The sequence below is a fragment of the Nocardia sp. NPDC050175 genome (assembly GCF_044459885.1).
Lineage (GTDB): Bacteria > Actinomycetota > Actinomycetes > Mycobacteriales > Mycobacteriaceae > Nocardia.
Genome location: NZ_JBITJI010000006.1, coordinates 639,378 through 665,134, shown reverse-complemented (window position 1 = coordinate 665,134; position 25,757 = coordinate 639,378). Strand labels below are relative to the sequence as shown.

The window sequence follows — 25,757 nt, the reverse complement described above, 5'->3', positions numbered from 1 at the left end:
AGCGCCGTCCGCCCGATCATGACATCGGGGCAGGTCACGGTCACCAGTTCCGGTGGGCGGACCCTCGCGGAGCTGGTACCGCACGCGGGCCCGGTGTTGCGCTACGGCACCCCGGCACAGGCCAGGCTGCTGACGCAATACGCCGACCAGACCCCGGTGGACGCCGCAGCGGGGCTGCGGCTCGGAACCGGCGCCGACGGCCACCCGATGTACCCCGGCGAGGTCGTGATCGCCGGGCGCGACGGTGTGATCGCGGAGTTCGCTGCTGACGGCTACAACCTGCTCTATGCAAACCACCAGGGTGATCTGCTGCCGAGCGGCCAGCGGCTCGAGACCACCACCGACACCATCTACGACCTGGCCTCGCTGACTAAGCTGTTCACCGCAACGGTCGTGGTGCAGTTGATGCAACGGGGCCGGCCGGCGCTCGACGACACCGTAGTGAAGTACCTGCCGGACTACGCAAGCCACGGCAAGAGCGACATCACGATCCTGCAGCTGCTCACCCATACCTCCGGGCTGCCGCCGGACCCGAGTCCGCCGCTGTGGACCTACGCCACGCACGCCGAAATGATCGCCGCGATTCTGGCGACCGTGCCGCAAGCCCCGGCCGGAACGGCCTATCTCTACTCGGACCTGAACTTCTTGACGCTGCAGCTGCTCGCGGAGACGATCACCGGCCGCACCCTGGACGTGCTGGTCCGCGACGGCATCATCGCCCCGCTGAGGATGACCGACACGATGTTCAACCCGCCGACCGCACTGAAGCACCGGATCGCTGCCGAGGAGTACCAGCTGGTACCCGACCGCGGCCTGGTCTGGGGCCAGGTGCACGACGAGAACGCCTGGGCGCTCGGGGGAGTGGCCGGGCATGCCGGGCTGTTCTCCACCGCGCACGACTTGGCCATCTTCGCGCAAACCTTGCTGAACGGCGGCAGTTACGGCGACTGCCGGATCCTGTCCAGGGACTGGGTCATCAAGATGCTGACCAACTACAACCAGGCATTCCCCGGCAACGACCACGGCCTTGGCATCGAGCTCTACCAGCATTGGGAGGCAGGGGCGCTGGCGACGCCGTATAGCTTCGCGCACACCGGATTTACCGGAACCTCGCTGGCCGGTGACCCGACCACCGGTGCGTTCACGATCCTGCTCACCAACAGGGTCCACCCGAGCCGCGACTGGGGTTCCACGAACCCGGCGCGGTGCGCGGTCGCCTACGACATCGCGCGCGCGGTGGCGGTGCGGCCGACCGCCGACCGCTACGCGTGGTTCGGTGGGATGGCCGACCAGACCACCAACAGCCTGGTGCTGCCGATCACGCTGCCTGCGGCTGCCCGCCTGGAGTTCGCGCTCTGGTACGACACCGAGCCCGGCTATGACTACTTCTCCCTCGAGGTATCCAGCGACGGCGGCGCGACTTGGCAGCAGGTCCCGTTCGCGATCACCGGTGACCGCCTGAACGTGACCACGCCCGGCCAGGTGGGCGGGTACGAGGGCCGACAGTGGCTGACGGCGTCCGCCGGCCTTGCTGGACTGAGCGGCCCGGTACGGCTGCGCTGGCGCTACACCACCGACTCGCTGTATCACGGCCGCGGGGTCTACATCGATGCGATCCGGATCACGGCCGGACCCGAGCTGATCTTCGACGACCGGATCGACAGGGACACGGCGAAAATCGTCCTCGACGGCTTCACCGAGACCACCAACTGACAACCGCAGGCATCGGCCGGCCCGGTGGCGATGGCGTGTGCACGCTGATACCAGCAGCAGGATCAGGCGGGCCACGATTTGTCCTGTCGGAGTGTCCGATCCAGACCGGCCTCGACATCGAATACGTGGCAGTACCGTGAAACCCGTCTAGCGAGTCCTCATCAGAGCTGAGATGCAAAGTCGAGTTCGAAGCGTCGCCCTCCACTCACGCAAATATTGAGGACATGGATATGAGTATCAAAAGGACGACCGCGGCGTACAGCGCAGGCGCTGCACTCCTCGTCGGTGGCATATTGATAGGTGTTGCGCCCTTGGCGCACGCAGAGACTATGCTCTCCATCGATACGGAGGCCCGCGGCTTTGACGGCGGTGAGGGTGAGAGCTCGCAAGTCATCACCGTAGGCCTGAAGTACAACTGTGCTGCCGATTCGGGGATATCGAAGATCGGCGTCACCGCAACCCAGTCCCCATTCGACGGAAAAGCGACTGGCAAGGGTAATCTGGGGAAACTGAACTGTGACGGAAAGTTGCACTCCGAGCTTGTTGACGTCCGATCATCGACCGACTGGAATGTCGACAAGGCTGCTCGGATCACGGCGTCATTCACCAACGCGGAGAATCAAACGGCCGGCTCCGCCAAGGTCTCCAAAGATGTCACGATCTTCGTGTGTGGAAGTACCAGTTGCTAGACATCTCCGTGGCCCGGACGGACCGGTCTGCGCAACCTGCATACCCAGGACGACCGCGGTCTGCAGCATGTGTGGACGCACCGCGCCCTGCATGGTGTCCAAGACCACCGGGCAACCCAGATGCGGCGCATGCGCGAGGGCATGGGCACCATGCTCTCGCTGCGGACGCTCGGCACCGGTTCGAGCAGGCACACGCGAACAGCCTCTCTGCGCCGAGTGCGCGGTCCCGGACCCAAGAATCTGGAAGAGCTGCCCAGGCTGCGCCACCACCGGCCGGATCGTCGCCGGCGCCTGCAGCCGCTGCCGACTCCATCGGCAACTGCAGGCCCTGTTCACCGACACCGACGGACAGACCAGACCCGAACTGCAGCCCCTTCATCAAACGCTGGCTGACACCAACCGGCCGATGACAGCGCTGAACTGGCTCAAACGCCCCGCCGTCCAAGCAACCCTGACCGAGCTGGCCCGCGGGCACCGCCCGCTCACCCACACTGCCCTCGATGAACTGGCCCCCAGCAAACCGATCGAACGTCTGCGCAGCATGCTGGTCGCCACCGCGATCCTGCCCGCCCGCGACGAGCACCACTGGCACCTGCGGACGCTGATGGCGGGCAAGGGCATGTTCGCCACTGCACCGACGCCGAGATCGACACCAACTACGTCGATACCGACGGCGCGTGCGTGGTCGGTAGTGGCGGACGCTCAGATATCGGCCCGCATGTGCTGCTGGGCCCACTCTCCGAAGCTGGTGAGTGGGATGTCGAGGTCCCTGGCGTACTGCGGGCGGCCCGGCTGGCCGGCCACGTTGAGCCACTCGTGTGAGGCGCCCATCGCCGGCATTCCAGCGGCGATGGCCTGTTCCTCGGTCATGTCCGGGGCGGACAACTGCGTATCCAGAGCGTTCGAGAGGACCTCGGCGATCTCTGTCATCGACAGGTAGTCGCTCGCCAGTTCCAGCTCGACCCCGTCGAAGCGCTCCGGCGCGGCGATGGCCGAGGCGGTCGGCGCCGGGTCGTTATTCGCGCTCGCGCCGGGCAAGGGCTTCCTTGTTTACCGGGAAAGGGGCGGCACTCTGCACGCCTACGTACAGCTAGCGGCTCGGCTTCGGGGGGATCGGCCGACCATCGTTGTCGACGGGGGCTCCGGCCCATACTCGCAGCGCGTCCATTGCCGGGCCGAGTCTCTGGCCGCGTTCGGTGAGGCGGTAGGTCGCGGTGATCGGGGGGCCGGGGTCTACTTCGCGCTCGACCAGGGCGGCGGTTTGGAGTTCGGTGAGGCGCTCGCTCATGACGCGCTTGGACAGGGTGGGGAGCGCGGCGTGTAATTCGTTGAATCGGGCTGGGCGCTGCAGGAGTAGGTCGATGAGTAGGCCGGTCCAGCGCTTGCCGAGCAGGGCGAAGACCTCTTCGGTGTAGGAGCAGGAGGTCAGCGGTAGCTGGGTCTCGGTCACGGCTTCCATGATACGAGTGGGGGAACATTTGCATTCCAGGTTGTATTAAGTAACCTGATTACAGAATGGCACCAGCCGTGGCGCTGTCGCGGTTCAGATGCGCGGCCCCCGGTTCGCATCAGATACCGCCCGATCAGGAGTAAGCGCGATGGTCTATGAACCCGAGATGAGCACGAGGACCGAAGCTCGCGATCCCGAAACTTACGACCTCGTCATCCGTCGCGCGCACGTCTTCGACGGCCACAAGGCGCGCGCCGGGCTACACGATGTCGCCATCAAGGGTGGGCAGATCGCCGCGGTCTCAGCCGAACCGCTCAGGGGCAGAAAGGAGGTCGACGCCGACGAGGGCTGGGTGATGCCGGGACTGATCGACACGCACCTGCATTTCTACGACGTCGTTGCGGTGTCCGATCCGGAATCGATGCACATGTTCGAGGAGAACGAGCTGCCCGGACGGCTCGAGTTGTTCCTTCGGCACGGGATCACCACCATCAAGTCGGTGGGCGATCCGACGGGGGAGATACTGCGGACGCGAGCGAGGATCGCAGCGGGCACGCTACGAGGCCCGCGGCTCCTGACGACCGGCTGCGGCATCACCGGGCGCGACGGGCATCCCGCGGCCACTGTCTTCGGTGGGAACCCTTGGGCCCGTGCACGATTCACCGGCGAGGTCGGCAGCGTGGCGCAGATGCGTGATCTGGTGCATCAGCTTGCCGACCAGAAGGTGGACGCGATCAAACTCCTCTCCGAAGGCGCGTGCGCGTGCTCGGGCTCACCAAAGTACGTCTGGCACAATGCCGCTTTTCCGAATGCGGTCGAGCTTGTGCGGCTCCCGGCCGACTTCCTTCGGGCGGGCATCGAAACCGGGCACGAGCGAGGTCTCCGGGTGACCGTGCACACGACCCAGCAGGTCGCGGCCCGCGAAGCGATCGAGGCGGGCGCGGACGGGCTCGAGCATGGTGTCACGGTGGAACCCATCACCGATCACTCGCTCATCGATCTGATGCTCGAGCGCGACGTCACCTACACACCGACGCTCTGGATTCACGACGCGATCCATCCTGACGCCCGAGGCAACCTCGCGCAGGTCGCCGCGGCCGGTGTGCACATCGCCCTGGGCAGCGACAGCTTCTGGGGGCGTGGCCTTTTCGGGGCGAACACGCTGGAAGAGGCCGAGCTGATGGTCGCAGCGGGGATGACGCCCGTCCAGTCTCTTGTCGCAGGCACCAGCGGCGCGGCGCGGCACTGCGTGCGCCCCGATCTCGGCACACTGGCGCCCGGCAAACGCGCCGACCTGATCGTGCTGACCGCCGATCCCACCCGGGACATCAGCAACCTGCGCGAACTCGGCATGACGATCCTCAATGGCGAGATCGTCGTCGACAACCGCCGGCCACATCCGCGACGCACCGGTCTGGCGACGGAGAGGTGAGGTTATCGGGATGGTGTGAGGAGTTCGGCCAGCATGACGGTGTCGTGTACGTAGCGTTCGTAGGGGAAGCCTGCTGCGAGCAGGGCTGTGTGTAGTTCGTCGTAGAGGGGTTTGCCGTTGGCGTGGAAGGCGTTGCGGCCGGCTTGGGTGGTGGAGACCAGTCGCCGTCGTCCGTGGTCGGGGTCGGGGGCGACCTGGATGAGTCCGGCTGTTTCCAGTGGGCGCAGGGCTCGGCTGATTGCCGGGTCGGATACCGAAAGCGCTTGCGCCAGTTGGTGTTGTGTCATCGGTTCGCTTTCTTCCAGCGTGCCGAGCAGCCGCATCTGGCGGTAAGTCAACCCGCCCGAGCCTGCCACGCGCGTGCGCGTGGCCTCGCTGAGCAGGAACACCACGCGATGCAACAAATCGCCTAGCCCATCGTCCATGGTGTGAGCGTATCAGAGTCTTGCATGGTTAATATTAACCGCACAATGTTAACGGTATCGACCGCAACCGATGCGCGGTGCAAAGCCGTCACGCCCGGCCCGTGGAATTCTTCACCGCATATCGGTGAGCGCGGCGATGATGTCGGCGACCTCGGTGCGGGCGGTGTAGTCGGGTTGTACGTCGATGAAGCGCACAATTCGGTTCTGGTCGACGATGAGGACGGTGGGTCGCGGAAGGCGGGTCGACCCCTCTCCGTTGACCTCGGTCAAATCGAGGCCGAGCTGGCGTTGGGCGGCGAGAACCTCGTCGGTCTGCTGGAAGGCGACCCCGATCCGTTCGGCCACGCGACTGTCGGGGTCGGACAGTACCGTGAACCCGAGTCCGGCCTTTTCGGTAGTGGAGAGGGACTCGTCCGGGGACTGCGGGCTGACGGCCGCCAATCGGGCGCCGAATGCACCTAATTGGGGTAACAGCTCCTGCTGGTAGGTGCGGAGTGCGAGGTTGCAGTACGGGCACCAGCCGCCGCGATAGAAGACCAGCACGACCGTCCCGGCCGAAACGAGTTGGTCCAGGCTGATCGGCGTGCCGGTGGCGTCGTCGAGCGTGAAGGACTCCAGGCGCTGTCCGGCTCGGATCGCGCCGGAGGGGATTCCCTGGTCCAGGAACCCTTCGATGCTGCGGTCGAACACGGCGAGCACATCGGCGGGAAGGTGCTCGGCCGCAGCCGCTTTCAGTTGGTCGGACTGCTCGCGAATGCTGAGGGACATCGGACCTCCATGGATCGAAGAAACTGGACTACGTAGTCCAGTGGTAGCGAACCATGCTCGGACTGGACCGTCAAGTCCAGTCCGGGGATACTGTTCTGATGAGAGCCCTTCCGACTACCGAAAGAGGCCGCCGCACCCGCCACCGGATCGTGGCCGCCGCACTCGATGTCGTGGCCGAAAACGGTGCCCTCGGGGCGAGCCTGGACGAGGTCGGCGCACGCGCCCCCGCATCGCGCAGCCAGCTGTATCACTACTTCGAGGACAAGAGCGACCTGCTGCGTGCGGTTGCCGAAGCCACCAACGACGCGGTACTCGACGCCCAGCAAGACCTCTTCGCCGGACTCGACACCTGGGACGGGCTGCTGCGCTGGACCGATGCCCTTGTCGCACTCCAGGAAGAGCGGGCAGGGAAGGGCGGCTGTCCGATCGCCAATCTCCTCGGACAGCTCGGCGAGCGTGACGACGACGTCCGTGCGGTGCTGGCGTCCGGTTTCGACCGGTGGGAGTCGTGTATCGGCGTCGGGCTTGCGGCCATGGCCGAATCCGGCGAGCTACGGCCGGAAACAGACGTCGCCTGGTTGGCTGCCTCCACGTTGGCCAGTCTCCAGGGCGGCCTGGTGCTCGCCCAGGCTCGCCGGGATCCTCGAGCATTGCGCCGAGCCCTCGATGGTGCTCTCGCCCTCATCGGGAGCTACCGCACGCACAGCTAACCCGCCGCTGGTGAGCTGGCGGCAGTGCGGAAGCCTGCGTTGCCCATGGTGGAATCCGGGGTGTTCGAGGATCGGGCGGCGGTGCGGTATCTGGTGCAGTAGCTGTCGTGGCAGAGGTACGAGCCGCCGCGCAGGACTCGCGAATGTCCGGTTGCCGGGCCTTGTGGATCGCGTACGTGGCCTGCTCGGGCGTCGTGGGTGTAGGTGTTGGGGGAGAAGTGGTCGGCGCACCACTCCCAGACGTTTCCGGCTGTCTGCCAGAGTCCGTACCCGTTGGGCCGGTAGGTGCGCACCGGTGCGGTGGTGCGGAATTCGTTGTCCTGGATGGTGATTGGGAAGGTGCCCTGCCAGATGTTCGCCCGCCACCGGCCGTCGGCATCCGGCGCTTCGTCACCCCACGGGTAGCGGGCCCCGGGCAGGCCACCGCGCGCGGCGAATTCCCATTCCGCTTCGGTGGGGAGGCGACGGCCTGCCCAGTCGCAGTAAGCGATGGCGTCGTGCCAGGAGACCTGCACGACCGGATGATCGCCGCGGTCGTCGATGCTGGAATGCCGTCCCTGCGGGTGCCGCCAGTTCGCTCCCCGCACTCCTATCCACCACGGCGTCCGCGTGGTTGGGCCGAGGAGATCTGCCTCGTCGGCTGCCAGCACGAGGTGGAACACGGCGGAGGACCCGAACTTTTCCGCGTCGGTTTCGTACCCGGCCTGTTCGACGAAGGTCGCGAAGGCGGCATTGGTGACGGTGGTCGTGTCGATCGTGAACGGCGAGAGTTCCACGGTGTGCACCGGTGTCTCCCCGTCGGCGTGAAATCCGTCGCGATGCGGATCACCCATCGCGAAGGTCCCGCCGGGCAGGTGGGCCTGTTCGATCGGGTGCCGGGCGGGGTTCATTCGGCCACCGCGAGTCGGGCTCGCTCGATCAGGAGGGCGCGTTGTCGTTCGACGTCACGGGGGTACGTGCGATAGAGAATGGTGCAGAAGGCGGCGTTGACGAGCATGAGAATGCCTGGGATCCAAAGCATTACGCCACGTAGGCCGATCGCGTCGGTGAGTAGTCCGGCGGCGAGGTTGAACAGCGCGTAGGCGAGAGCTTCGAACACCGACAGCAGCAGCGCGAAGGCGGCGCCACGCATTTCGGGCGGTACGACGGCGGCCACGATGGGCCGGTTCACCCCGGGGTTGAGACCCTGCATGAAGCCGAGGACCGCCCAGAATCCGGCGAAGATCTCGATACCACCCCAGTCGTGCTGGGTGGCCACCACGGCGACGACACCGAAGCCGAGCTGAGCGAACTGCAGGACGATGACGCGTCCGATCCTGGGCAGCCTGCTCTGCAGGAAGTCGGTGGCCAGACTGCCGCCGAAGGTACCGAGGAGGTAGCCGATGCCGAAGGGCAGGGTGACGATCGACGCGACGGCGGTGCTGAAACCGTAGGTATGTACGAGGAATACGACGCCGAAGCTCATGATCAGCAGGTGACCCGAGATGAGCCGCTGGATCAGCATCAGGACGAAGGTGGGGATCCGGAGCATCTGCCGCACCTTGGTCCAGGTGATCCGGCTGTCCTCGGCCTGCTGGGTCGGCGGCGCGGCGACTTCACTGGCGCCGACGGCGGGGTCGGTGAAGAACACGGCCAGCAGCACGGCGGTGAGCACGGTGATGGCACCCCAGGCGAAGAATCCGTAGCGCCAGCCGTCGGGCACCCGGGACAACTGCCCGATCAGCGGTCCGAGCACCGAGCCGAGGAGGGAGATCGCGCCCCAGGTGTAACCATTGGCGCGACCGCGGGAGGCATCGTCGAACAGGTCGGCGGTGATTTCGCTGGCGATCGGTAGTGCCGCGGCGATGAACACGGCCGACACTCCGTACAGGACGATGAGCTGGGTGTAGCTCTGCGCGAGACCGGTTGCGGCGGTGGCGATTCCGGCGAGGCCGGAGGCCACGGCGAAGGCGACCTTGCGGTTGGTCCTGCGCGCCACCCACGCCCACAGCGGGCCGAAGACAATGCTGATGAACTTCCCGATGGAGGTCAGGTAGCCGACCGCGGCCGCAGGCGCCGCGACCGCCGCGACGATGACCGGGGCGAGGGTGCTGAGCACACTGGATTCGTTGTTGTCGGCCCAGAGCGGAGCGACGACCAGGGCGAGTTTGCGCCAGCGGCCGGGGACGATCACCGGGGCGACGGTGGTTGTCGGGGACGCCGGAATGACGGTGTCTGTCAACGGAATACCTCACTGCGGGGGCGGGGACAGGTCAGCTTTCGGCCAGTGCCCGATCGAGCTGGTGCAGGGTTTGTCTGGTCAGTGCCGGGGTGAAATCGGCCAGGTCGAGGAGGGTGACCGACCCGGTCTGCTCGGCGATGCGGGCGATCGCGGGTCCGAGCGCGGCCTCGACGATCGCGCGGGTGGCAGTGGTGGCGAGGAGATCGATGATCGGCGTGTTCACCCCTGGCCGTCCGGTGGGGAAGTCCGCCGGAATCGGTAGCGGGGCAACGGCTTCCTGGTATGCGCGCAGTTGAGTCCGGGCCAGTAGGTGCCGGGAATCGGCGGGCCCGTCGAGCGGAAGTCCGAGGCGGGTGAACTGGGAATCCGGCGCGTCGTTCGCGTGCATGAGGTCCAGCAGGAGGTTGATCATCCGCAGTTCGAGGTCGTCGTCGATCATCGGATTCTCTTGGTGGGGATCGCTTTCCAGATCGAACAGGGCCGTGCCGAAGTCGAACGGGTCGCCGACTGCGAACCCGGGTACTCGCAGCACCGGGACATTCTTGGTGAATGGGAGCGGGCCGACCAGCTGCGCGTTCTCCAATTCGGCTGGGGTGAAACGGGATGCCATGTGCGTTGGCATCAGCGTGTGCTCGAAAAGCGGCGCATTGCCCGGCGAGGCCGGAGCCCGCAGGTACACGTACCGCCCGTCGGTGACATTGACGTGCCCGCCGAAGATCCCGAATAACGCCCCCGCTCGATGCCTGTCCGGTGCAGGGTCACGCAGCAGCGAAAGTAGCGACCTGCCTTGCATATCCGCGGTCGGTTGGAGACCGAAGAAGTCCAGCAGGGTGGGGCCGAAGTCGATGGTCTGAACCAGTTCCCGGCAGGTGCCAGCTTTCGTTTGGGCAACCGGATCCCAGACAAACAATGGCGTGTGGATGTTCTCGTCGTACCAGGGCTGGACGTTCTTGCCCCACCAGCCGTGCTCACCGAGCAGGAACCCGTGGTCGGTGCACACGATCAGCAGCGTGTCGTCCCACAGGCCCAACTCGTCGAAGATGTCCAGGACGCGGCCCAGCGACGCGTCGCACATCGTCAGGAGCGCGGCGTACTCGGCTCGCGCACGGTCCACGGTTTCCGGATCTTCGGTCGCTCGCTTGTAGTCGGGCCACGCCGGGGACGGGCCCGTCGCGTCCAGCGCGGGATAGTGGCGCTGGAATTCGCGGTGCGAGAAGTACGGTTCGTGCGGGTCGAAGCACTCGATCTGGAGGAACCACGCGTCCTCGGCGTGATTGGTGCGGATGAACTCGAGGCCGGCGTGGACTGTCCGGATCTGCGGGTGATCGGCCGGTTCGGTCAGGTACTGCCGGTTCACGAGATCCTGTCGCCACAGCTGGTTTCGGACCCGGCGCGGGCTCTGCGGTTGCGGCGGATCGGCGACCTGCCCCTTCCACGCGTCGCCCTCCTGCCCGCGGAAGAACTCGAAGGTGCGGAATCGGTTGTGGTACGTCGCTCCGCCGTCCTCCCAGTAGTGCGGATGATCGGTGACCAGGTGCGCGTAAACCCCTGCCGCGGAAAGCATTTCCGGTACGGAGTCGTCGAAGGGTTCCAACGGGCCCCAGGAACGGTGCAGGAAGTTGTGGCGGCCGGTGTGCATCTCGCGCCGGGCGGGCATGCACGGCATCGAGCCGCCGTAGCAGTTGTCGAACCGCACGGTGTGCGCGGCGAGACGGGTGAAGTTGGGGGCGTGCACCCAATCGGCGCCGTAGGGCGGCAGGAATTGGCGGTTGAGACTGTCGAACAGGACCAGGACCGTGCGCATCAGTTACCCGCCTCGGCTCGGTCGGCTGCCACGGTATCCGTTGCCGCTGAGTAGGTTTCGGGCGTCCAGGAGAAGGTGCCGGTCAGTGAATCGAGGTACCGCGAGCGCGGTGTCAGCCACACGAGGCCGTCGCGGAGCGCGACCTTCAGTGGATTACGCCATTGCGCGACTCGTCCGGCCGACGCCGAGGCGCGCGCCAGTTGTTGGGTCCGGCCGCGCCGTGCCTGGTCGTAGTCGGCGATCACGGATGCCACGGTGGACTCTGTGCTGGCGAGCGCGTTCAGTGTCGCGGCGTCTTCGAGTGCCTGGGCCGCGCCTTGCCCAAGGTCGGGGGTGCTGGCGTGCGCGGCGTCGCCGAGCAGGATGACCCGGCCGGAGGCATAGGTGGGTAGCGGTGTTTCCAGGGAGTAAATATCGTGTCGCAGTAGCGATTTCAGCGGAGTGGCGGCGATCAGGCGGGGGATCGGGTCGTGCCAGTCGCGGAAGAGTCGCGCGACCGTTTCGATGTTCGCGTGGGTGTGGGAGTTCGGCGGAGCCGAAAGTGTGGCGTACCAGTAGACCCGTCCATCGGTGAGTGGCATGATGCCGAACCGCTGACCCCGGCCCCAGCTCTCGATCAACGAGCGTCCCACTTCGATGTCGGCGGCGGCCTCGGCTGGTACGACGCCGCGCCAGGTGAGATACCCGGCGTAGACCGGTCCGGGATGGTCCGGAAACAGTTGTGCCCGTGTCGGACTGTAGATGCCGTCTGCGGCGACGATGAGTTCCGCACTGAGCGTTGCGGTTTCGCCGTTCGGGCGCAGGAATGTCACGGTGCCCAGGTCAGGATCGACCTCGGTGACCTGATGGCCGGTGCACAGGTTGGTCTGCCGCAGCGCCCCGATCAGCATGGTGTGTGCGTCGGCTCGGTGCAGCATGTAGCCGGAGACACCGAATCGGCGGACGATCTCGGTGACATCGCCGCGCAGCAGCCACCTTCCTGATGCGGTCCGAATTCCCGTGGCGCCCTGCGCGGTATCCAGCGACCGGAGCTCCTCGGCCAGTCCCAGCCAGTTGAGCGCTCGCACCGCGTTGGGTGCCAGCATCAGCCCCGCGCCGACCGGGCGGAACTCCGCGGCTCGTTCCAGCACCGTCACCCGCCAGCCCGCGCGCTCCAGGCCGAGCGCCGCGCTCAATCCGCCGATTCCGCCGCCGACCACGATTGCCGTGTTCATGCCTGCCTGCTCCAGGCCTCGTGCGATGAGTCACTCACGTTGCTGGGCAACCGGGTTGGGGTTCCGGGCTGTTCGGTGGTGGACAGTCGTTGTGCGCGGTAGGCGAGGATGATCATCACGGCGGGGAAGAGCAGGTCGTAGACCAGGACGCCACCGGTGTTGCCGGGAGCGTGGTCGCCGTGGGCGAACCACTGGTAGACGTGCCCGATCAGCGCGCCCCACAGGAACATTCCCGCACCCAGGCCGATGGTGATGCGTTCACGGGCTGTCGCCGAGACGGCACGGAAGCCCATGACCGCGAGTCCGAGGTTGGCGAAGGCGATCTCGAACTGGAACGGGGTCGAGTTGAACCCGATCGCGGTCGCCATCACCTCCGGCACCGTCAAGAACGAAATCGTCATCCACAGGCTGCCGAGCCCGAGTGCGACCACGGCCCACCACCGCTGCCACGTCTCCAACGCGGCAGCGCGAGAGGGACTGTGCCGGGTGGCAATGGTTGCGCCGACGACCGCGATCAGCGGCCAGATCAGGGGGACTGAGGTCTGGGCGAGGTAGGAAATGCTGTTCATGCCCTCAGTGTTGCATGGTTAATATTAACTAGTCAATACTGTGGCTGGTCCGAGCTGTAGACGACGGCCCTGCTCGAAAGGCGTTCTCCATCAGCGGCATCCGGCCGTGTCGTTGTCGCAGGTAGCGGTCGCTGGTTCGACGGGTAGTGCTGGAGTGGATCCGGCGTTGCGGCTGGAGTGGATCCGGCAGTCGATCTCGGTGATCCCGATTGACGTCACCCGCGACGTTCTGATTGACTTGTAGTCAAATCAATTTAATCTTAGTCAACATGGACGGAGTCGACGCGGACGCGTCGGCATCGCAGAGTCCACCGGACAGCTTCGATGTTCGAATGTGAGGGACCAGTTGTCAGCATGGCGGAACACGGGTAGTCCTCGGCCGGGGCGTACGGAACTTCGGTTATCGGTACTGGGGCCGGTAGCGGCGTGGTTGGACAACCATCGCCTGGATATCGCCGCGCCGCAGCTGCTGACCCTGCTGGCGATCCTCGCGGCTGAACACGGGCGCACACTGACGGCGGCGCAGCTGACCGAGCGGATATGGTCCGACAACCCGCCGGCATCGGCAATCAGTGTGCTGCGCAACAACATATCCGCCCTGCGTAGAGAGTTCGACGCGTACGGCGGTGCGGGTGCCGGATTCGAGTGGCTCGATTCGACTCAGGGTGGGTATCGACTGTGCCTGCCGGTGAAGTTCGATGCGGCGGCGGTCGAGGCACTCATCGCCACCGCCGAAGCTGACTCTCGTTCGGGAGCGGCGGATCGCGCGGCAAACAAACTGGGGACAGCACGGAGCCTGTGGCGGGGCGACCCGTTGGTCGGTCTACCCGGACCGTGGGCAGACCAGGAGCGGAATCGCCTGGCCAGGCTGCGTTCGGAGCTAGGTGAAGCGACGATCTGCGTTGCGCTGGATCGCGGCCGGTATTCGGCGGCAATCATGGAAGCACAGGTGCTCGTCGCGGCCGAACCACACCGCGAGCGTTGGCACGAACTGCTCATGGTCGCGCTCTCCCGCGGCGGGCGGCGGGTCGAAGCGCTCGACGTGTATCGCAACGCACACCGCGTGCTCGCCGACGAATTCGGCCTCAGTCCCGGCCCGGAGATAGTCAGGCTGCATCAGCAGCTGCTTTCGGCCGAGCCGCCGCGATTCGCCGCGACGAAACTGCCTCCCGACCTTGTCGATTTCGTCGGACGCGCGAATCTGGTGCACGAGCTCGCCGAGGTGCTCGGCGCCGGACGTCGGCCGGTGATCGCGATCACCGGCATGGGCGGCATCGGAAAAACCGCACTCGCCATGCATCTCGCCCATCACGTGCGCACCCACTATCCGGACGGGTCGTTGTATCTCGATCTCGGTGGTCTGGACGAGCGCCCGCCATCAGCCGATATGTTGCTGGCGGTCGCGTTGCGAAAGATCGGTGTCGGGCCCGGCGAGCTGCCGTCGGATGTGGCCGGGCGAACAGCCTTGTGGCGCAACACCGTAACGGATAAGCGCATACTGCTGATCCTGGACAACGCGCGCGACGTCGACCAGCTCACCCCGCTGCTACCGGGCACCGGCGCGGCGGCGGTGCTGGTCACCAGCCGGTCGAGCTTGGCGGAACTGTTCGGTGCGCGACTGGTCCCGCTCGGCGTCCTCACCACCGACGAAGCCTGGACGCTGCTGCAGCGGCTGGTGACCACCCGACGGTTATCGGATGAACCCGGCGCGGCCCGCGAGATCCTGCGCGCGTGCGGAAACGTGCCCGTCGCCTTGCACATCGTCGGGGCACGACTCGCGACCCGGCCCGACTGGCGACTCACCACGGTCGCCGAGCGCCTGGCCGACGAGCACCAGCGACTGACTGAACTCACCCTCGGCAACACCAGCGTGGAATCGGTGTTCCGGGGGAGCTATCGCCTGCTCGTGCCCGAGCTCGCGCGCGCCTTCGTCCTCCTCGCGTTCGCCGAAGCACTCGAGTTGTCGGTCGCGGCCGTTGCGGCGCTACTCGACCGGGAGCAGGCCGACGCCGAGCAGTTCTGCGAGGCCCTCGTCGATCACGGCATGTTGCAGACACCGAAGCTCGGCCACTATCGGCAGCACGACCTGATGCGGCTGTTCGCCCGCAAGGTGGCCGATCCCGCACAGCGCCGTGAATTGCCGCAGGCCCTGCGCCGACTGCGCGAGTTCTACACCGCCCCGTCGGCCGGACCGCTGTTCACCGGCGAACGAGACGGCACCGCGGCGCTGGGCACCACTCTCCTCGTGACAGAAAGGCGTGCCCTGTAATCACCGAAACATCGCAGACCCCAGCACTTCCGGTGACCCGACCGGCGAGCAAGCCCCCGACCGTCGACCTTGCCGATCTCGAAGGGTTCTGGCGCGCACCGATACCGGGCCGGATTCAGTCCTGTGGAATTCGCCACATCTTGTTCGGCGCGGCGCGGGGTCGGCGGCCTGCGACGGAGCAGGTGGTGGCCTGATGTTGAACATCTGTGGCCGATCGCAGGCAGCGCGCTGGTGGCGCGGTGCTCGAGAATTCGATCATGAGTGACGCACCGACCACGATCGGTACCGCGGGCGAGGTCGAGCTCGGCGGCAAAAAGGTATTCCGGATGGCCTTCGAGCCGCGGCCGACGACGCGGCGCCGGCCAAGATGAGGAGTTCGGTGCAGGCCCAGGTCGACGCCGTCATCGTCGGTGCCGGATTCTCCGGCCTGTACATGCTGTACAAGCTGCGCGAATCCGGCCTGAACGCAGTGGTCTTGGAAGCCGGTGACGGAGTCGGCGGCACCTGGTACTGGAACCGCTACCCCGGCGCACGTGTCGACGTCGAGGGCTTCGACTACTCCTACTCTTTCAGCGAGGACCTACAGCAGGAGTGGGAGTGGACTGAACGCTACCCGGCGCAGCCCGAGCTCCTGCGCTACCTCGACCACGTCGCTGACCGCTTCGGCCTGCGCCGCGACATCCGCCTGAACACCCGCGTCACCAGCGCGCACTACGACGAAGCGGCGATGTTGTGGACGGTGCGCACCGAGCGGGGCGAGGAGTACCGGGCCAGTTGGTGTGTCATGGCCACCGGCTGTCTGTCGTCCGCCCAGCTGCCCGCCATCGAGGGCATCGACGACTTCGCCGGTGAGCGGTTCCACACCGCGCATTGGCCGGTCGGTGGTGTGGACTTCACCGGCAAGCGGGTCGCCGTGATCGGCACGGGCTCCTCCGGCATCCAGTCCATTCCGATCATCGCCGAGCAGGCCACCCGGCTCACCGTCTTCCAGCGCACCGCCGCCTTCTCGATTCCCGCCAGGAACCGCGACCTCGAGCCCGGTGAGCAGAAGGAGCTCAAGGCGCGCTACCCCGAGCTGCGCGAGCGGGCCCGCCGTGGGATCGTCGGCATGTCCAGGATCGCCGAAAGCAGCGCCAGCGCGCTGGACTCGACCGCTGACGAGCGGCAGCGGGTGTTCGACGAGATCTGGGCGGCAGGCACCCTGTCCGGCCTGACCACCAGCTACCGCGACGTGATGACCGACCGGACCGTCAACGACCAGGTCGCCGACTTCGTCCGTGGCAAGATCCGCGAGATCGTCGACGACCCGGAGACCGCCGAGCGACTGTGCCCGCGCGGCTATCCATTCGGGGCCAAACGTCCCTGCCTGGACACCGGCTACTACGCGACCTACAACCGCGACAACGTCCGCCTGGTCGACGTGAGCGAGCATCCGATCGAGCGGCTCAGCGAGCGCGGCGTGGTCGGCGGCGGCACCGAGCACGAGGTCGACGCGATCGTCTTCGCCACCGGGTTCGACGCGATGACCGGCAGCCTGGCCGCCATCGACATCCGCGGCCGGAGCGGACGCACCCTGCGCGACAAGTGGTCGGCTGGGCCGATCACCTACCTGGGCCTGCAGAGCGCCGGTTTCCCCAACCTGTTCTTGGTCGCCGGGCCCGGCAGCCCGTCGGTCCTGACCAACATGGTGATGTCGATCGAGCAGCACGTCGAGTGGATCGCCGACTGCATCGGCTATGCCCGCGAGCGGGGCGTGGTCGCGGTCGAGGCGACCGAGCGGGCCGAGCAGGACTGGGTGCACCACGTCGACGACGTGAGCGAGGCACTGCTCTACTCCCAGGCCAGTACCTGGTACCTGGGTGCCAACGTGCCGGGCAAACCGCGCGTGTTCATGCCCTACGCCGGGGGGCTCGGCACGTACCGCAAGCGGTGCGACGCCGTTGCCGCTGCGGGTTACGAAGGGTTCGTCCTCACTGCTGGGTGACCGGCGGCTCCGCAAGACGAAGGGGAGATTCTCATGAAAGCAGTGCAGTACCGCAGCGTCGGCGCGGCGCCCGAAGTCGTCGAGATCCCCGATCCTGAGCCGGGTCCCGGCCAGGTCGTGGTGCAGGTCACCGCGGCCGGCCTGTGCCACTCCGACCTCACCCTGATGCACCTGCCCGCGGAGCGGTTGGAGTTCCCGCTTCCGATGACCCTCGGCCACGAGGGCGTCGGCACGGTGGCGGCGCTCGGCGCGGGCACGACCGGGGTGACGATCGGCGACAGCGTCGCCGTCTACGGGCCGTGGGGCTGCGGTCTCTGCGCCGCGTGCGCGGCGGGCCGGGAGAACTACTGCCCGCACGCCGGACGGCTGGGCATCCGTTCTCCGGGGCTGGGCGCTCCGGGAGCCCTCGCGCAGTTCCTGCTCGTCGACGACGTGCGCCACCTGGTGCCCTTCGACGGGCTCGACCCGGTGGCCGCCGTGTCGCTGACCGACGCCGGCCTGACCCCGTACCACGCCGTCAAGTGGGCATTGCCCGCGCTGGTACCGGGCTCGACCGCGGTCGTGATCGGCGTCGGCGGCCTGGGCCATGTGGCGATCCAGCTGTTGCGCGCGCTCACCCCGGCGCGGGTCGTCGCACTCGACGTAAACGACGACAAGCTGGCCCTCGCCGGGGCGGTCGGCGCGCACGAGGCGCTGGTGTCGGACGAGTCCGCGCCCGCGGCGATCCGCGCGCTCACCGGTGGCCTCGGCGCCGAAGCCGTGTTCGACTTCGTCGGGGTGGCAGCGACCGGCCGCATCGCCGTCGCATCCGCCGCCGCGCAGGCACGGGTGCTCAATGTCGGACTCGGCGGCGGCGCGATGCCGATGGGCTTCATGCTGGTCCCACCCGGCATGAGTGCTTACGCCCCGTACTGGGGTACCCGTGGCGACCTCATCGAGGTGATCGCCCTCGCTCGAGCGGGCGCGCTGTCCGTTCGCACCGAAACCTACACCCTCGACGGGGCCCCGCTCGCGTACGAACGGCTGCGCGCCGGAAAGGTCACCGGGCGCGCGGTGGTCTTGCCCAACTGTTGACCGGTCGCCGCAACACCGAAAACCGTTCAACCACAACGCTATCCAAGGTGAGTGACATCATGAGAATCGGTATCGGACTGCCGAACCAAGTTCGCGACGTGCGCCCGCAGGTTATTCCGGCTTGGGCGCAACGGGCCGAGCAGGCGGGCTTCCGCAGCCTGGGCACGGTCGGCCGCAACGCCTACCCGGGAGTCGCCGACACCGTCGCGCTCAGCGCGGCCGCCGCCGTGACCAGCCGGGCCGAGCTGATCAGTAACGTATTGGTCGCTCCCACTTGGCCTTCGACCTTGCTGGCCAAGGAACTCGCCGGCATCGATGGTGTGTCCGGCGGCCGACTGACCGCCGGACTGGGTGTCGGCGGCGCGCGCGAGGACGATTTCGTCGCCGACGGGTACGGACCTCGCGGTCGAGGCGCACGGCTCGATCGGGACCTCGAGACGTTCCGCTCGGTCTGGCACGGCGAACCGGTCGGCGGCGGCCCGAATCCGGCGGTGCCGGCGGGCACCCGTCAGGTGCCCCTGTTGTTCGGCGGCTCCGCGCCGGCCGCGCTGAACCGAATGGCACGCTGGGGCCAGGGATACATCGGCTTTTCGCTACCGGTGTCGTCGGTGCGCCCGAGCTTCGACGCGGCCCGCGACGCCTGGCAGCGGGCCGGCCGCGACGGCACACCGCGATTGGTCGCGCTCGTGTACTTCGCCCTCGGCGACGGTGACGCGGGCAAGCGGAACATCTACGACTACTACATCGCCAAGGGCGCGGAAACAGCCGCCCTGGTCACCGGCACGGTATGCGACTCGCCGGCCAAGCTCGAGCAGGCGCTGTCGTCGTTCGCTGCTATCGGAGCCACCGACATCATCTTCAATACCGGCACCGATGACCTCGACGACATCGAACGCCTTGCCGAGGTGGTCCTGTGAGCTGGAACGATGCCGACTCCCGCTAGGCGCAACGACTGGCCACCGTCGAACAACTTCACCCCGCGTTCCTCGCCGGACACGACTGTCGCAACGAACCGATCTCACCGCAGAAGGCAAGGAGTGGACATCAGATGACTCGAGATGCAGTGGGCAGCGGTCGAAGTCGGAGTTCGTGGGCGGTGGTCGCCGGCTCTGCGGGGGGAGTGGGCAGGGAGATCGCGTTGCGATTGGCCGAGGACGGGTATTCGGTGGTGGTCTGTGGTCGTGACGGTGCCGGTGTGCGGGAGACTCGTCAATTGATCGAATGGGCCGGGGGCCGTGCGGTGGAGGTGGCCGCCGATCTCGGTGATTGCGCCGCGGTGCATCGTCTGATCGACGAAATAACCCGGGTGCTGGCGGGGGCGCCGGTAGAGGTGCTGGTCAACAATGCCGGTGAGGCAGATTACGGATCGTCCGCGGACGAGCTCGACATGGCGTTCGAGCTGAACGTGAAGACGCCTTTCCTGTTGACGGAGGCCTTCGCGCCTGCCATGGCCGCTCGTGGCCGCGGCGCGATCGTCGATGTGGGCGGCCTCGACACCGTGATGAGACCGGGGGACCGGACGGCGATGCGCGCCGCGACGGCGGCGTTGAACGCATTGACCAGGCTATGGACAGCGGAGTACGGGCCGAAGGGGGTTCGGGTCAATGCCGTGGACCCGCACTGTGGCAATGAACCCGGCGCGGTGGCGGAGGCCATACGATTTCTTGTTTCGCCGCGAGCCGCGTCCGTTCAAGGCGCCGTACTGACCATGGGCGAGCAGACAGGCATGGTGGAAAGCCACAAGTATTCGTCGGCACCGGTGTGAAAGGCCCTGCCCCGAGGCCGGGTTGCCGAGATCCTCGGATCGGATGCGCTGCTGCGGAATCGGGTGTTGTGGCACATGCGCTACAAGGGACCGGGAAGTGACCGGTGCCGAGGCGTCAGTTAGTGCGGTGGACTCGGATGAGTGGTAGGAAAATCTGATCGATGATCGAGTGGATGCGTTCGTTGCCGAGGGGTTCGAGGTCCATGAGCAGGTCGTGGCGTACGAGGTCGAAGGGCAGGGCCAGTATCGCGGGCGCAATGTTGTCGAGGTCGAGTTCGCCCCGCGCCGCGGCCTGGCGGTAGATGGTTCGCGCCTGTGGCGGTGCTTGTTCACCCAGGGCTTGTTCGCGGATCTGCGCGGGCGATTGGCCGGTGTTGGCGAGCAGCCCGGAGAAGGCGGCGCCGGCGGCGATAGCGAAGAATCCGGCGAGGGAGTCGCTGAGCGCCGTGAGGTAGCGGATCAGGTCGGCGCGGAGATCGCCGGTGTCGGGCACGGCGACCGGATGGGTGTCTCGGTAGCGGTCGAAAATGGCAAGCGCGAGTTCATCCTTGTTCGCCCAGCGCCGGTAGAGGACGGGCTCGCTGGTCTGGGCGCGCCTGGCGACCGATCCCATGGTCAGGCGCGCATAGCCGATCTCGGCCAGCTCATCCCACCCGGCGTCGAGGATCGCCGCCTCGAGCGCCGCTCCGTGCCGCCGGTTCACCGACGGCACGGGATTCGTCTCGGATGTGGCCACCGCTCTATTTTAGAAAGGTTTGTCTTTCTTGGCAACGAGAGCTACGCTGCAAGAAACGTTTTACTTTCTTATGGAGAGATTAGATGGAGCAATCGAGCACTACGGTGTTGATCGTCGGCGCCGGACCGACCGGGCTGACGCTGGCCGTCGAACTCGCACGCAGCGGCGTCGCGTTCCGGCTGATCGACGCGGAGCCCGGTCCGCATCCGGGTTCGCGCGGCAAGGGCGTGCAACCGCGCACCCTCGAGATCTTCGAAGACCTCGGCATCGCCGAGCGGGTGATCGCCAACGGCCGGATGGCCATGCCGATGGACTCCATCGATCCCCACGGCCGGGTGACCCACGGTGGTGCGATCCCGGAATCGCTGGCGAACCGGCCGGACATCCCGTACGCGGCGAGCCTGATCACCCCGCAGTGGCGAGTCGAGGAGGCGCTGCGCCTTTGTCTCGAAAAGCTCGGGGGTGCAGTCGAATTCGACACCACGATGGTCGGCTACACGCAGGCCGGCGACGGTATCACCGCCGAGGTCGTCACCGGTGACACGGCAACGACCGTCGCCGCGCGCTGGATCGTCGGCTCCGACGGCGGACACAGCGTCGTCCGCAAACAGGCCGGGGTCGCCTTCGTCGGCGAGACGCGCGAGGACGTCCGCGTTGTGCTGGCGGATCTTCCGGTCTCCGGCCTGAATCGTGATTCGTGGCAGAGCTGGATTCACGCGACCGGCTTCCTGAGCCTGTGCCCGCTACCCTCGACGGATCTGTTCCAGTACGTCGCCAGCCTCGCCCCGGGCGCGGAGCCCCGGCTGCACCTCGCCGACCTTCAGGCGACCCTCGAGCAACGAACGGGTCGCACCGACATCCGCCTGCATGACCCCGAGTGGAGCTCGGTGTGGCGCGCCAACATCCGGCTGGTCGACCACTACCGCGTCGGGAACGCGTTCCTCGCCGGCGATGCGGCGCATATCCACTCGCCTGCCGGAGGGCAGGGCATGAACACCGGGATCCAGGACGCACACAATCTCGCCTGGAAATTCGCCGCCGTGGTGAACGACGGCGCCCCGCGCACCTTGCTCGATTCGTACGAGGCCGAGCGTCGCCCCGTGGCCGCGCACGTCCTCGCGCTCTCGAACGCCCGCCTGGCCGAAACCGTTCGGACCAAGGCAATCCCGATCAAGCGGGACGCGAGCACGATCGAACTCGACGTGGGATACCGCGGATCCACCCTGGCGAGCGACGACCGCGACGAGCAGGCGAGCCTGCGCGCCGGCGACCGCGCACCCGACGCGACCGACTTGGCCGCGACCGACGGAATCCATCGCCTTTTCGATCTGATCGGTCGGCGGCGGTTCACCCTCCTCAATTTCGGCCCACGGTCGGCCACGACATTTTCCGGACCTCCGCCGCGGATACTCCACCTCGTCGAAGAGCCGGGCAGCGACGACGAGATCGCCGACACCGCAGGCCATCTCGCGACCGCCTACCAGCCCACCGACACAACGCTCGTCCTGATCCGCCCCGACGGCTATATCGGGCTGATCTCCGATGCCGGTGACCTCGGCGCCGTCACGAAGTATCTCGCCGCGTTCCACTGATTCCGCCGTCGGCAGCCCGCTGCGAACCTGCTCGTCCGGGCCTCGACGCCGGCGGGTGCGAATGAACAGCTCTCATCGGCGGAGTACGCAGTCGTCGGTCCGGCATACCGACGCGAGGCCACGAAGCTCAGTCAGCGGCGCGAGCGCATGTCCACTCGGTTCGGCGCCGGCCGCACAACGACTTCCGAGCGAGCAGAGTTGATCTTCGCCGGTCGTATCGCCGCCGCGCGCGATGAGGACGGCCGAATCGTCCACCGCCGCACTCAGTCGCTGCTGACCAGTTACTGACTGCGCGCGCGAAGACTGTGGGACGTCCAGTCCGTATCTCGCTATGCCGCGTTGGAGAACCGCGGCCACGAAACTATCCCGCAGCAGCGCGAAGAAGTGGGCGTCAGATGAATCGAGACATAGTGGGCGGCGGTCGGCGGCGCGGTCCGTGGGCGGTGGTCGCCGGTTCGGCCGGGGGAGCCGGGCGAGAGATCGCAGTGCGGTTGGCCGAGGACGGGTATTCGGTGGTGGTCTGTGGGCGTGACGGCGCAGATGTGCGGGAGACTCGTCAGTTGATCGAGTGGGCCGGAGGCCGCGCGGTGGAGGTGGTCGCCGATCTCGCTGATTCCGCCGCGGTGCATCGCCTGGTCACCGAAATACGCCGATTGCTGGCCGGTGCACCGGCGGAGGTGCTGGTCACCAACGCCGGTGCGGCGGATTTCGACTCGGCCGCGGACGGGTTGGACATGGCGCTCGATCTGTATGTGAAGATGCCGTTCCTGCTGACGGGTGCGTTCGCGCCAGCGATGGCGGAGCGCGGCCGTGGCGCGATCGTCAATGTGTTCGACGGCGCGACCGGGGCGAGGGATGCGAATGCGGTGCGGGCCGCGATGGCGGCGTTGATGTCGTTGAACGGACTGTGGACCGCGGAGTACGGCCCCAGGGGAGTGCGGATCAATTCCGTGCAGCTACCCGGTGGCGGTGAACCCGTTGCGACCGCGGAGGCCGTGCGGTTTCTGGTATCACCGCAGGCCGCCTCGGTCTGCGGGTCGATATTGCCCCTGGGTGCGGGAGCGGCTGCGGTGGATATTCATGGGCGCCCGTTGGCGCCCGGGTAAGCCGAGTCGCCGGAGCGGGAGTCAGGGCGGCCGACGACCACTGACCGGCGATCACGAGATCGGCACCGAACCGCGCTCCCGGAAACGTTGTCCGAATCCTTCGGCATACAGCGATGGTGCTGTGGACGAGGAGGATTGCTCGATCACTCCGTCGTCGGCGATGTAGAAGATGGCGCGGCCGATGGCGATCTCGCCGGGTTCGGTGGGGACGAAGACCATCCAGCCCACGTCGAGGCGTTCGGCGACGAGTTGGTCGAGGGGGTAGCCGGTGGTGTCGACGCCGAGGCCGCGAATGTACTCACTTACCAGGGTGATTGCCTGATCCTGCGGCAGCGGCTCGGGGGCGGTGGCCGTGAGACCGGCCAGCGATAGCTGATACATGGCGGCGTCGATATCATCGGCGGGATTGTCGAATACCGCGGTAAACGTATCCCGGGTGACCACACCGGTTTCCGCGGCGGCGACCAGGTCGGCGGCGGCTTGCCGCCGCCGTTCGGTCGGCTCGCCGCCGGCCACGGTGCACGCGATGTCGATGACGGTCTGTTCCGACCACACACCGGGCACGGCCGCAGCGAACCGGTCGGCGGTCGGTGATTCGCCGCGATGCCAGCTGCCGCGTTCCCACCAGTAGCAGAACGACAGCAGTCCTTGGGCCGCACGGGGATTGAGCACTTGATTGGCTACCCAGTCGGGGGCTCCGGCGTAGAGATCCGGTAGTTCGCCGCCGTCGTTGTAGGCGGCGTCGAGTTCGGGATCGTTCCACAAGCCGCCCGAGAGCACCGCGCGGCCGCCGGGCAGGATGAACAGCGTGCAGCCGCTGCGCGCCGCGCCTTCGAAGATGCCGAGCGCGGGCCGGATTCGCGGCCCCAGCCCGGATCCGATGGCGACGAAGGCCGCCGCGATCGTGGCCCAACGCGCCCACAGCTCCGGCAGCGGGGGGAAGTCCGCATGTGACATCGTCGAGGTGATGCCGGCATCGCGGTCGTCGCGGGCCTGCTCGGCGGCGTCGCGGGGCGAACGCCACTGCCGCTCGTCGTGAAATACGTATGCGGCCAGCCACACCGGGACCTGTTGGCGCGGAAAGGCTTCCAGGTCGGCGCGATAGGCCTCCGGCGGCAAGAGGTGATCGTCGGGGAACGGCTCGTCGCCGTAGTCGTAGTCGACCTCGACCTCCCCGGTGCTCTCCAGGTCGAGGAGCAGCCGCCACCACGGACCGTCGCCGAGCTGCGCGGAGATCTCGCGGTGCAACTGGACGAGTTCGCTGACCTCGACCGGCGGTTCGGCCTGGGAGATCTGATCGTCGTCGTCGTAGTACAGGATGTGGGCCACGCCGCCGGCGACGGTGAGCGCGAAGACCGCTTCCAGATGCCGCCAGCCCTCGGGGCCGGTGGCGCCGAGTTCGCGGGCGATGCTGTGGGCGAGTTCGGTTGCCTGCTGTTCGGTCGTCGGCGACTCCGGCACCTGCGGTCCGGTCGCCGACTCGTCGACGGTTGTCTCGGTCTCGGTCTCGGTGTCGCCCGGGGCCGCGTTCGTCTCGGTCGGCACCGGGGTGCTGTTCGGCGCAGCGGGCGTGCTCAAAGTGAAGCCGACATCGGGAGTGGCGTCGTGCGTCTCGCTCATCAGAACCAGTCCTCCAGATGGCTTCCAGCCCGTACATTGACTGTGAACAAATTCATTTGACTCAAAGTCAACCAGAGCACTGCGGTGGACGTCAATCGCTGTGATACTTGCCGTTGCAACGGGAGTTCCATTGTTGACAGACAGGAGATTTCGCCATGGTGGACAGCCGCAGAACCGAGAGTCTTCGGCCCGAGTTCGAGATCGCGAACATCATGGACATGGTCGGCACGCACATTCAATCGATCTCGGATATGCAACGCAAGCGCAGTGAGCTCGTGGCTTCCGCGGATGCGCGGGACGGGCGGGTCACGGTCGCCTGCAATGCCGATGGCGTGCCGATCGACGTCATCTTCGCCGACGACGTCGACGAGCTCGATTACGACGAGATCGCGGCGGCGGTGCTCGAGGCCGCACAGGACGCCGCCGCCAAGGTCGCAGAGCAGGCCGAGGAACTGCTTGCTCCGGTGCGTGAAGTGCGCTCCCGGCTGCCGAGTTTGTCCTCGATGGTCGAGGGGATGCCCGACCTGCGCACGAAAGTGCCTGAGCTGCAACGAGCCTCGCTCGACTCGCAGGCCGCGCGGTTTCGAACGGACCTCGATGGCGAGTGAATTGACGT

Annotated in this window: 24 protein-coding genes; 13 read left to right on the top strand and 11 right to left on the bottom strand. The window is 66.9% G+C overall.

What is annotated here, in order from left to right; translation table 11 throughout:
* Positions 1 to 18 precede the first annotated feature (18 nt).
* Both ACIBK2_RS23890 and ACIBK2_RS23885 read left to right on the top strand, forming a co-directional pair.
* Positions 19 to 1,713: a serine hydrolase gene (locus ACIBK2_RS23890; RefSeq protein WP_396969905.1), complete on the top strand. Its 1,695-nt coding sequence runs from the start codon at positions 19 to 21 to the stop codon at positions 1,711 to 1,713.
* A 230-nt stretch (positions 1,714 to 1,943) separates the two neighbouring features.
* A complete protein-coding gene (locus tag ACIBK2_RS23885) occupies positions 1,944 to 2,402 on the top strand; it encodes a hypothetical protein (RefSeq protein ID WP_396969904.1) in 459 nt (152 codons plus the stop codon).
* A gap of 702 nt (positions 2,403 to 3,104) precedes the next feature.
* Here ACIBK2_RS23885 and ACIBK2_RS23880 read toward each other — a convergent pair.
* Complete coding sequence (locus ACIBK2_RS23880; protein ID WP_396969902.1) at positions 3,105 to 3,440, bottom strand: hypothetical protein; 336 nt, start codon at positions 3,438 to 3,440, stop codon at positions 3,105 to 3,107.
* A gap of 52 nt (positions 3,441 to 3,492) precedes the next feature.
* Positions 3,493 to 3,852: a winged helix-turn-helix transcriptional regulator gene (locus ACIBK2_RS23875; protein ID WP_396969901.1), complete on the bottom strand. Its 360-nt coding sequence runs from the start codon at positions 3,850 to 3,852 to the stop codon at positions 3,493 to 3,495.
* 166 nt (positions 3,853 to 4,018) lie between these two features.
* Here ACIBK2_RS23875 and ACIBK2_RS23870 point away from each other — a divergent pair, with 166 nt between their 5' ends.
* Positions 4,019 to 5,284, top strand: a complete 1,266-nt coding sequence (locus ACIBK2_RS23870) for an amidohydrolase family protein (RefSeq protein WP_396969900.1) — start codon at positions 4,019 to 4,021, stop codon at positions 5,282 to 5,284.
* A 2-nt stretch (positions 5,285 to 5,286) separates the two neighbouring features.
* Here ACIBK2_RS23870 and ACIBK2_RS23865 read toward each other — a convergent pair whose 3' ends face one another.
* Together ACIBK2_RS23865 and ACIBK2_RS23860 are read right to left on the bottom strand one after the other, a co-directional pair.
* Positions 5,287 to 5,709 carry a MarR family winged helix-turn-helix transcriptional regulator gene (locus tag ACIBK2_RS23865; RefSeq protein ID WP_396969898.1) on the bottom strand — a complete coding sequence of 141 codons (423 nt, stop codon included), beginning with the start codon at positions 5,707 to 5,709 and terminating at the stop codon, positions 5,287 to 5,289.
* Positions 5,710 to 5,820: 111 nt separating this feature from the next.
* Positions 5,821 to 6,477, bottom strand: coding sequence for a peroxiredoxin-like family protein (locus ACIBK2_RS23860; RefSeq protein WP_396969896.1), 657 nt, complete (start codon positions 6,475 to 6,477; stop codon positions 5,821 to 5,823).
* Between the two features lie 98 nt (positions 6,478 to 6,575).
* On the opposite strand from ACIBK2_RS23860, the gene ACIBK2_RS23855 reads away from it, so the two are divergent.
* On the top strand, positions 6,576 to 7,187 hold the full coding sequence (locus ACIBK2_RS23855; RefSeq protein ID WP_396969894.1) for a TetR/AcrR family transcriptional regulator: 612 nt from the start codon (positions 6,576 to 6,578) through the stop codon (positions 7,185 to 7,187).
* Here the strand turns inward: ACIBK2_RS23855 and ACIBK2_RS23850 are convergent.
* Genes ACIBK2_RS23850 through ACIBK2_RS23830 form a run of 5 tightly spaced genes read right to left on the bottom strand, consistent with a single transcriptional unit; the run spans position 7,184 to position 12,995 of the window.
* Positions 7,184 to 8,077, bottom strand: a complete 894-nt coding sequence (locus ACIBK2_RS23850) for a formylglycine-generating enzyme family protein (RefSeq protein ID WP_396969893.1) — start codon at positions 8,075 to 8,077, stop codon at positions 7,184 to 7,186. The two genes, ACIBK2_RS23855 and ACIBK2_RS23850, sit on opposite strands and share 4 nt — an antisense overlap.
* Entirely contained in the window at positions 8,074 to 9,408 is a 1,335-nt protein-coding gene (locus ACIBK2_RS23845; RefSeq protein WP_396969891.1) for an MFS transporter, read from the bottom strand. The genes ACIBK2_RS23850 and ACIBK2_RS23845 overlap by 4 nt, the downstream gene beginning before the upstream one ends.
* 31 nt (positions 9,409 to 9,439) lie before the next feature.
* Complete coding sequence (locus ACIBK2_RS23840; protein WP_396969889.1) at positions 9,440 to 11,212, bottom strand: sulfatase; 1,773 nt, start codon at positions 11,210 to 11,212, stop codon at positions 9,440 to 9,442.
* Positions 11,212 to 12,426, bottom strand: coding sequence for an FAD-dependent monooxygenase (locus ACIBK2_RS23835; RefSeq protein ID WP_396969887.1), 1,215 nt, complete (start codon positions 12,424 to 12,426; stop codon positions 11,212 to 11,214). The genes ACIBK2_RS23840 and ACIBK2_RS23835 overlap by 1 nt, the downstream gene beginning before the upstream one ends.
* The gene (locus ACIBK2_RS23830; RefSeq protein ID WP_396969885.1) at positions 12,423 to 12,995 is read right to left on the bottom strand and encodes a DUF6790 family protein; all 573 of its coding nucleotides are present in this window, start codon (positions 12,993 to 12,995) and stop codon (positions 12,423 to 12,425) included. Before ACIBK2_RS23830 ends, ACIBK2_RS23835 begins: the two co-directional genes overlap by 4 nt.
* Positions 12,996 to 13,425: 430 nt before the next feature.
* Between ACIBK2_RS23830 and ACIBK2_RS23825 the strand changes: the two genes are divergently transcribed.
* The 5 genes from ACIBK2_RS23825 to ACIBK2_RS23805 all read left to right on the top strand — a co-directional run bounded on the left by ACIBK2_RS23825 (position 13,426) and on the right by ACIBK2_RS23805 (position 20,087).
* A complete protein-coding gene (locus ACIBK2_RS23825; protein ID WP_396969884.1) occupies positions 13,426 to 15,264 on the top strand; it encodes a BTAD domain-containing putative transcriptional regulator in 1,839 nt (612 codons plus the stop codon).
* A 367-nt stretch (positions 15,265 to 15,631) separates the two neighbouring features.
* Positions 15,632 to 17,248 carry a flavin-containing monooxygenase gene (locus tag ACIBK2_RS23820; RefSeq protein ID WP_396969882.1) on the top strand — a complete coding sequence of 539 codons (1,617 nt, stop codon included), beginning with the start codon at positions 15,632 to 15,634 and terminating at the stop codon, positions 17,246 to 17,248.
* A 33-nt stretch (positions 17,249 to 17,281) separates the two neighbouring features.
* Entirely contained in the window at positions 17,282 to 18,322 is a 1,041-nt protein-coding gene (locus ACIBK2_RS23815; protein ID WP_396969880.1) for an NAD(P)-dependent alcohol dehydrogenase, read from the top strand.
* 59 nt (positions 18,323 to 18,381) lie between these two features.
* Positions 18,382 to 19,239 carry an LLM class flavin-dependent oxidoreductase gene (locus ACIBK2_RS23810; RefSeq protein ID WP_396969878.1) on the top strand — a complete coding sequence of 286 codons (858 nt, stop codon included), beginning with the start codon at positions 18,382 to 18,384 and terminating at the stop codon, positions 19,237 to 19,239.
* Positions 19,240 to 19,370: 131 nt separating this feature from the next.
* The gene (locus tag ACIBK2_RS23805) at positions 19,371 to 20,087 is read left to right on the top strand and encodes an SDR family NAD(P)-dependent oxidoreductase (protein ID WP_396969876.1); all 717 of its coding nucleotides are present in this window, start codon (positions 19,371 to 19,373) and stop codon (positions 20,085 to 20,087) included.
* Between the two features lie 115 nt (positions 20,088 to 20,202).
* Here ACIBK2_RS23805 and ACIBK2_RS23800 read toward each other — a convergent pair whose 3' ends face one another.
* On the bottom strand, positions 20,203 to 20,823 hold the full coding sequence (locus ACIBK2_RS23800) for a TetR/AcrR family transcriptional regulator (RefSeq protein ID WP_396969874.1): 621 nt from the start codon (positions 20,821 to 20,823) through the stop codon (positions 20,203 to 20,205).
* A gap of 83 nt (positions 20,824 to 20,906) precedes the next feature.
* Here ACIBK2_RS23800 and ACIBK2_RS23795 point away from each other — a divergent pair, with 83 nt between their 5' ends.
* From ACIBK2_RS23795 to ACIBK2_RS23785, 3 genes are all read left to right on the top strand, one after another.
* Entirely contained in the window at positions 20,907 to 22,415 is a 1,509-nt protein-coding gene (locus ACIBK2_RS23795; protein ID WP_396969872.1) for an FAD-dependent oxidoreductase, read from the top strand.
* 147 nt (positions 22,416 to 22,562) lie between these two features.
* Complete coding sequence (locus tag ACIBK2_RS23790) at positions 22,563 to 22,703, top strand: hypothetical protein (RefSeq protein ID WP_396969870.1); 141 nt, start codon at positions 22,563 to 22,565, stop codon at positions 22,701 to 22,703.
* Positions 22,704 to 22,810: 107 nt separating this feature from the next.
* The gene (locus tag ACIBK2_RS23785) at positions 22,811 to 23,521 is read left to right on the top strand and encodes an SDR family NAD(P)-dependent oxidoreductase (protein WP_396969868.1); all 711 of its coding nucleotides are present in this window, start codon (positions 22,811 to 22,813) and stop codon (positions 23,519 to 23,521) included.
* A gap of 51 nt (positions 23,522 to 23,572) precedes the next feature.
* Here the strand turns inward: ACIBK2_RS23785 and ACIBK2_RS23780 are convergent, their stop codons facing one another.
* Positions 23,573 to 25,141 carry a hypothetical protein gene (locus ACIBK2_RS23780; protein WP_396969866.1) on the bottom strand — a complete coding sequence of 523 codons (1,569 nt, stop codon included), beginning with the start codon at positions 25,139 to 25,141 and terminating at the stop codon, positions 23,573 to 23,575.
* Between the two features lie 155 nt (positions 25,142 to 25,296).
* On the opposite strand from ACIBK2_RS23780, the gene ACIBK2_RS23775 reads away from it, so the two are divergent.
* Complete coding sequence (locus tag ACIBK2_RS23775; protein ID WP_396969864.1) at positions 25,297 to 25,749, top strand: YbaB/EbfC family nucleoid-associated protein; 453 nt, start codon at positions 25,297 to 25,299, stop codon at positions 25,747 to 25,749.
* The last annotated feature ends 8 nt before the right edge of the window (positions 25,750 to 25,757 follow it).

Coding starts and splice junctions, on each gene's coding strand:
- ACIBK2_RS23890 (WP_396969905.1), top strand. CDS start 19: ATGACATCGGGGCAGGTCACGGTCACCAGTTCCGGTGGGCGGACCCTC.
- ACIBK2_RS23885 (WP_396969904.1), top strand. CDS start 1,944: ATGAGTATCAAAAGGACGACCGCGGCGTACAGCGCAGGCGCTGCACTC.
- ACIBK2_RS23870 (WP_396969900.1), top strand. CDS start 4,019: ATGAGCACGAGGACCGAAGCTCGCGATCCCGAAACTTACGACCTCGTC.
- ACIBK2_RS23865 (WP_396969898.1), bottom strand. CDS start 5,709: ATGGACGATGGGCTAGGCGATTTGTTGCATCGCGTGGTGTTCCTGCTC.
- ACIBK2_RS23860 (WP_396969896.1), bottom strand. CDS start 6,477: ATGTCCCTCAGCATTCGCGAGCAGTCCGACCAACTGAAAGCGGCTGCG.
- ACIBK2_RS23855 (WP_396969894.1), top strand. CDS start 6,576: ATGAGAGCCCTTCCGACTACCGAAAGAGGCCGCCGCACCCGCCACCGG.
- ACIBK2_RS23850 (WP_396969893.1), bottom strand. CDS start 8,077: ATGAACCCCGCCCGGCACCCGATCGAACAGGCCCACCTGCCCGGCGGG.
- ACIBK2_RS23840 (WP_396969889.1), bottom strand. CDS start 11,212: ATGCGCACGGTCCTGGTCCTGTTCGACAGTCTCAACCGCCAATTCCTG.
- ACIBK2_RS23835 (WP_396969887.1), bottom strand. CDS start 12,426: ATGAACACGGCAATCGTGGTCGGCGGCGGAATCGGCGGATTGAGCGCG.
- ACIBK2_RS23830 (WP_396969885.1), bottom strand. CDS start 12,995: ATGAACAGCATTTCCTACCTCGCCCAGACCTCAGTCCCCCTGATCTGG.
- ACIBK2_RS23820 (WP_396969882.1), top strand. CDS start 15,632: ATGAGGAGTTCGGTGCAGGCCCAGGTCGACGCCGTCATCGTCGGTGCC.
- ACIBK2_RS23815 (WP_396969880.1), top strand. CDS start 17,282: ATGAAAGCAGTGCAGTACCGCAGCGTCGGCGCGGCGCCCGAAGTCGTC.
- ACIBK2_RS23810 (WP_396969878.1), top strand. CDS start 18,382: ATGAGAATCGGTATCGGACTGCCGAACCAAGTTCGCGACGTGCGCCCG.
- ACIBK2_RS23805 (WP_396969876.1), top strand. CDS start 19,371: ATGACTCGAGATGCAGTGGGCAGCGGTCGAAGTCGGAGTTCGTGGGCG.
- ACIBK2_RS23795 (WP_396969872.1), top strand. CDS start 20,907: ATGGAGCAATCGAGCACTACGGTGTTGATCGTCGGCGCCGGACCGACC.
- ACIBK2_RS23790 (WP_396969870.1), top strand. CDS start 22,563: ATGTCCACTCGGTTCGGCGCCGGCCGCACAACGACTTCCGAGCGAGCA.
- ACIBK2_RS23785 (WP_396969868.1), top strand. CDS start 22,811: ATGAATCGAGACATAGTGGGCGGCGGTCGGCGGCGCGGTCCGTGGGCG.
- ACIBK2_RS23780 (WP_396969866.1), bottom strand. CDS start 25,141: ATGAGCGAGACGCACGACGCCACTCCCGATGTCGGCTTCACTTTGAGC.
- ACIBK2_RS23775 (WP_396969864.1), top strand. CDS start 25,297: ATGGTGGACAGCCGCAGAACCGAGAGTCTTCGGCCCGAGTTCGAGATC.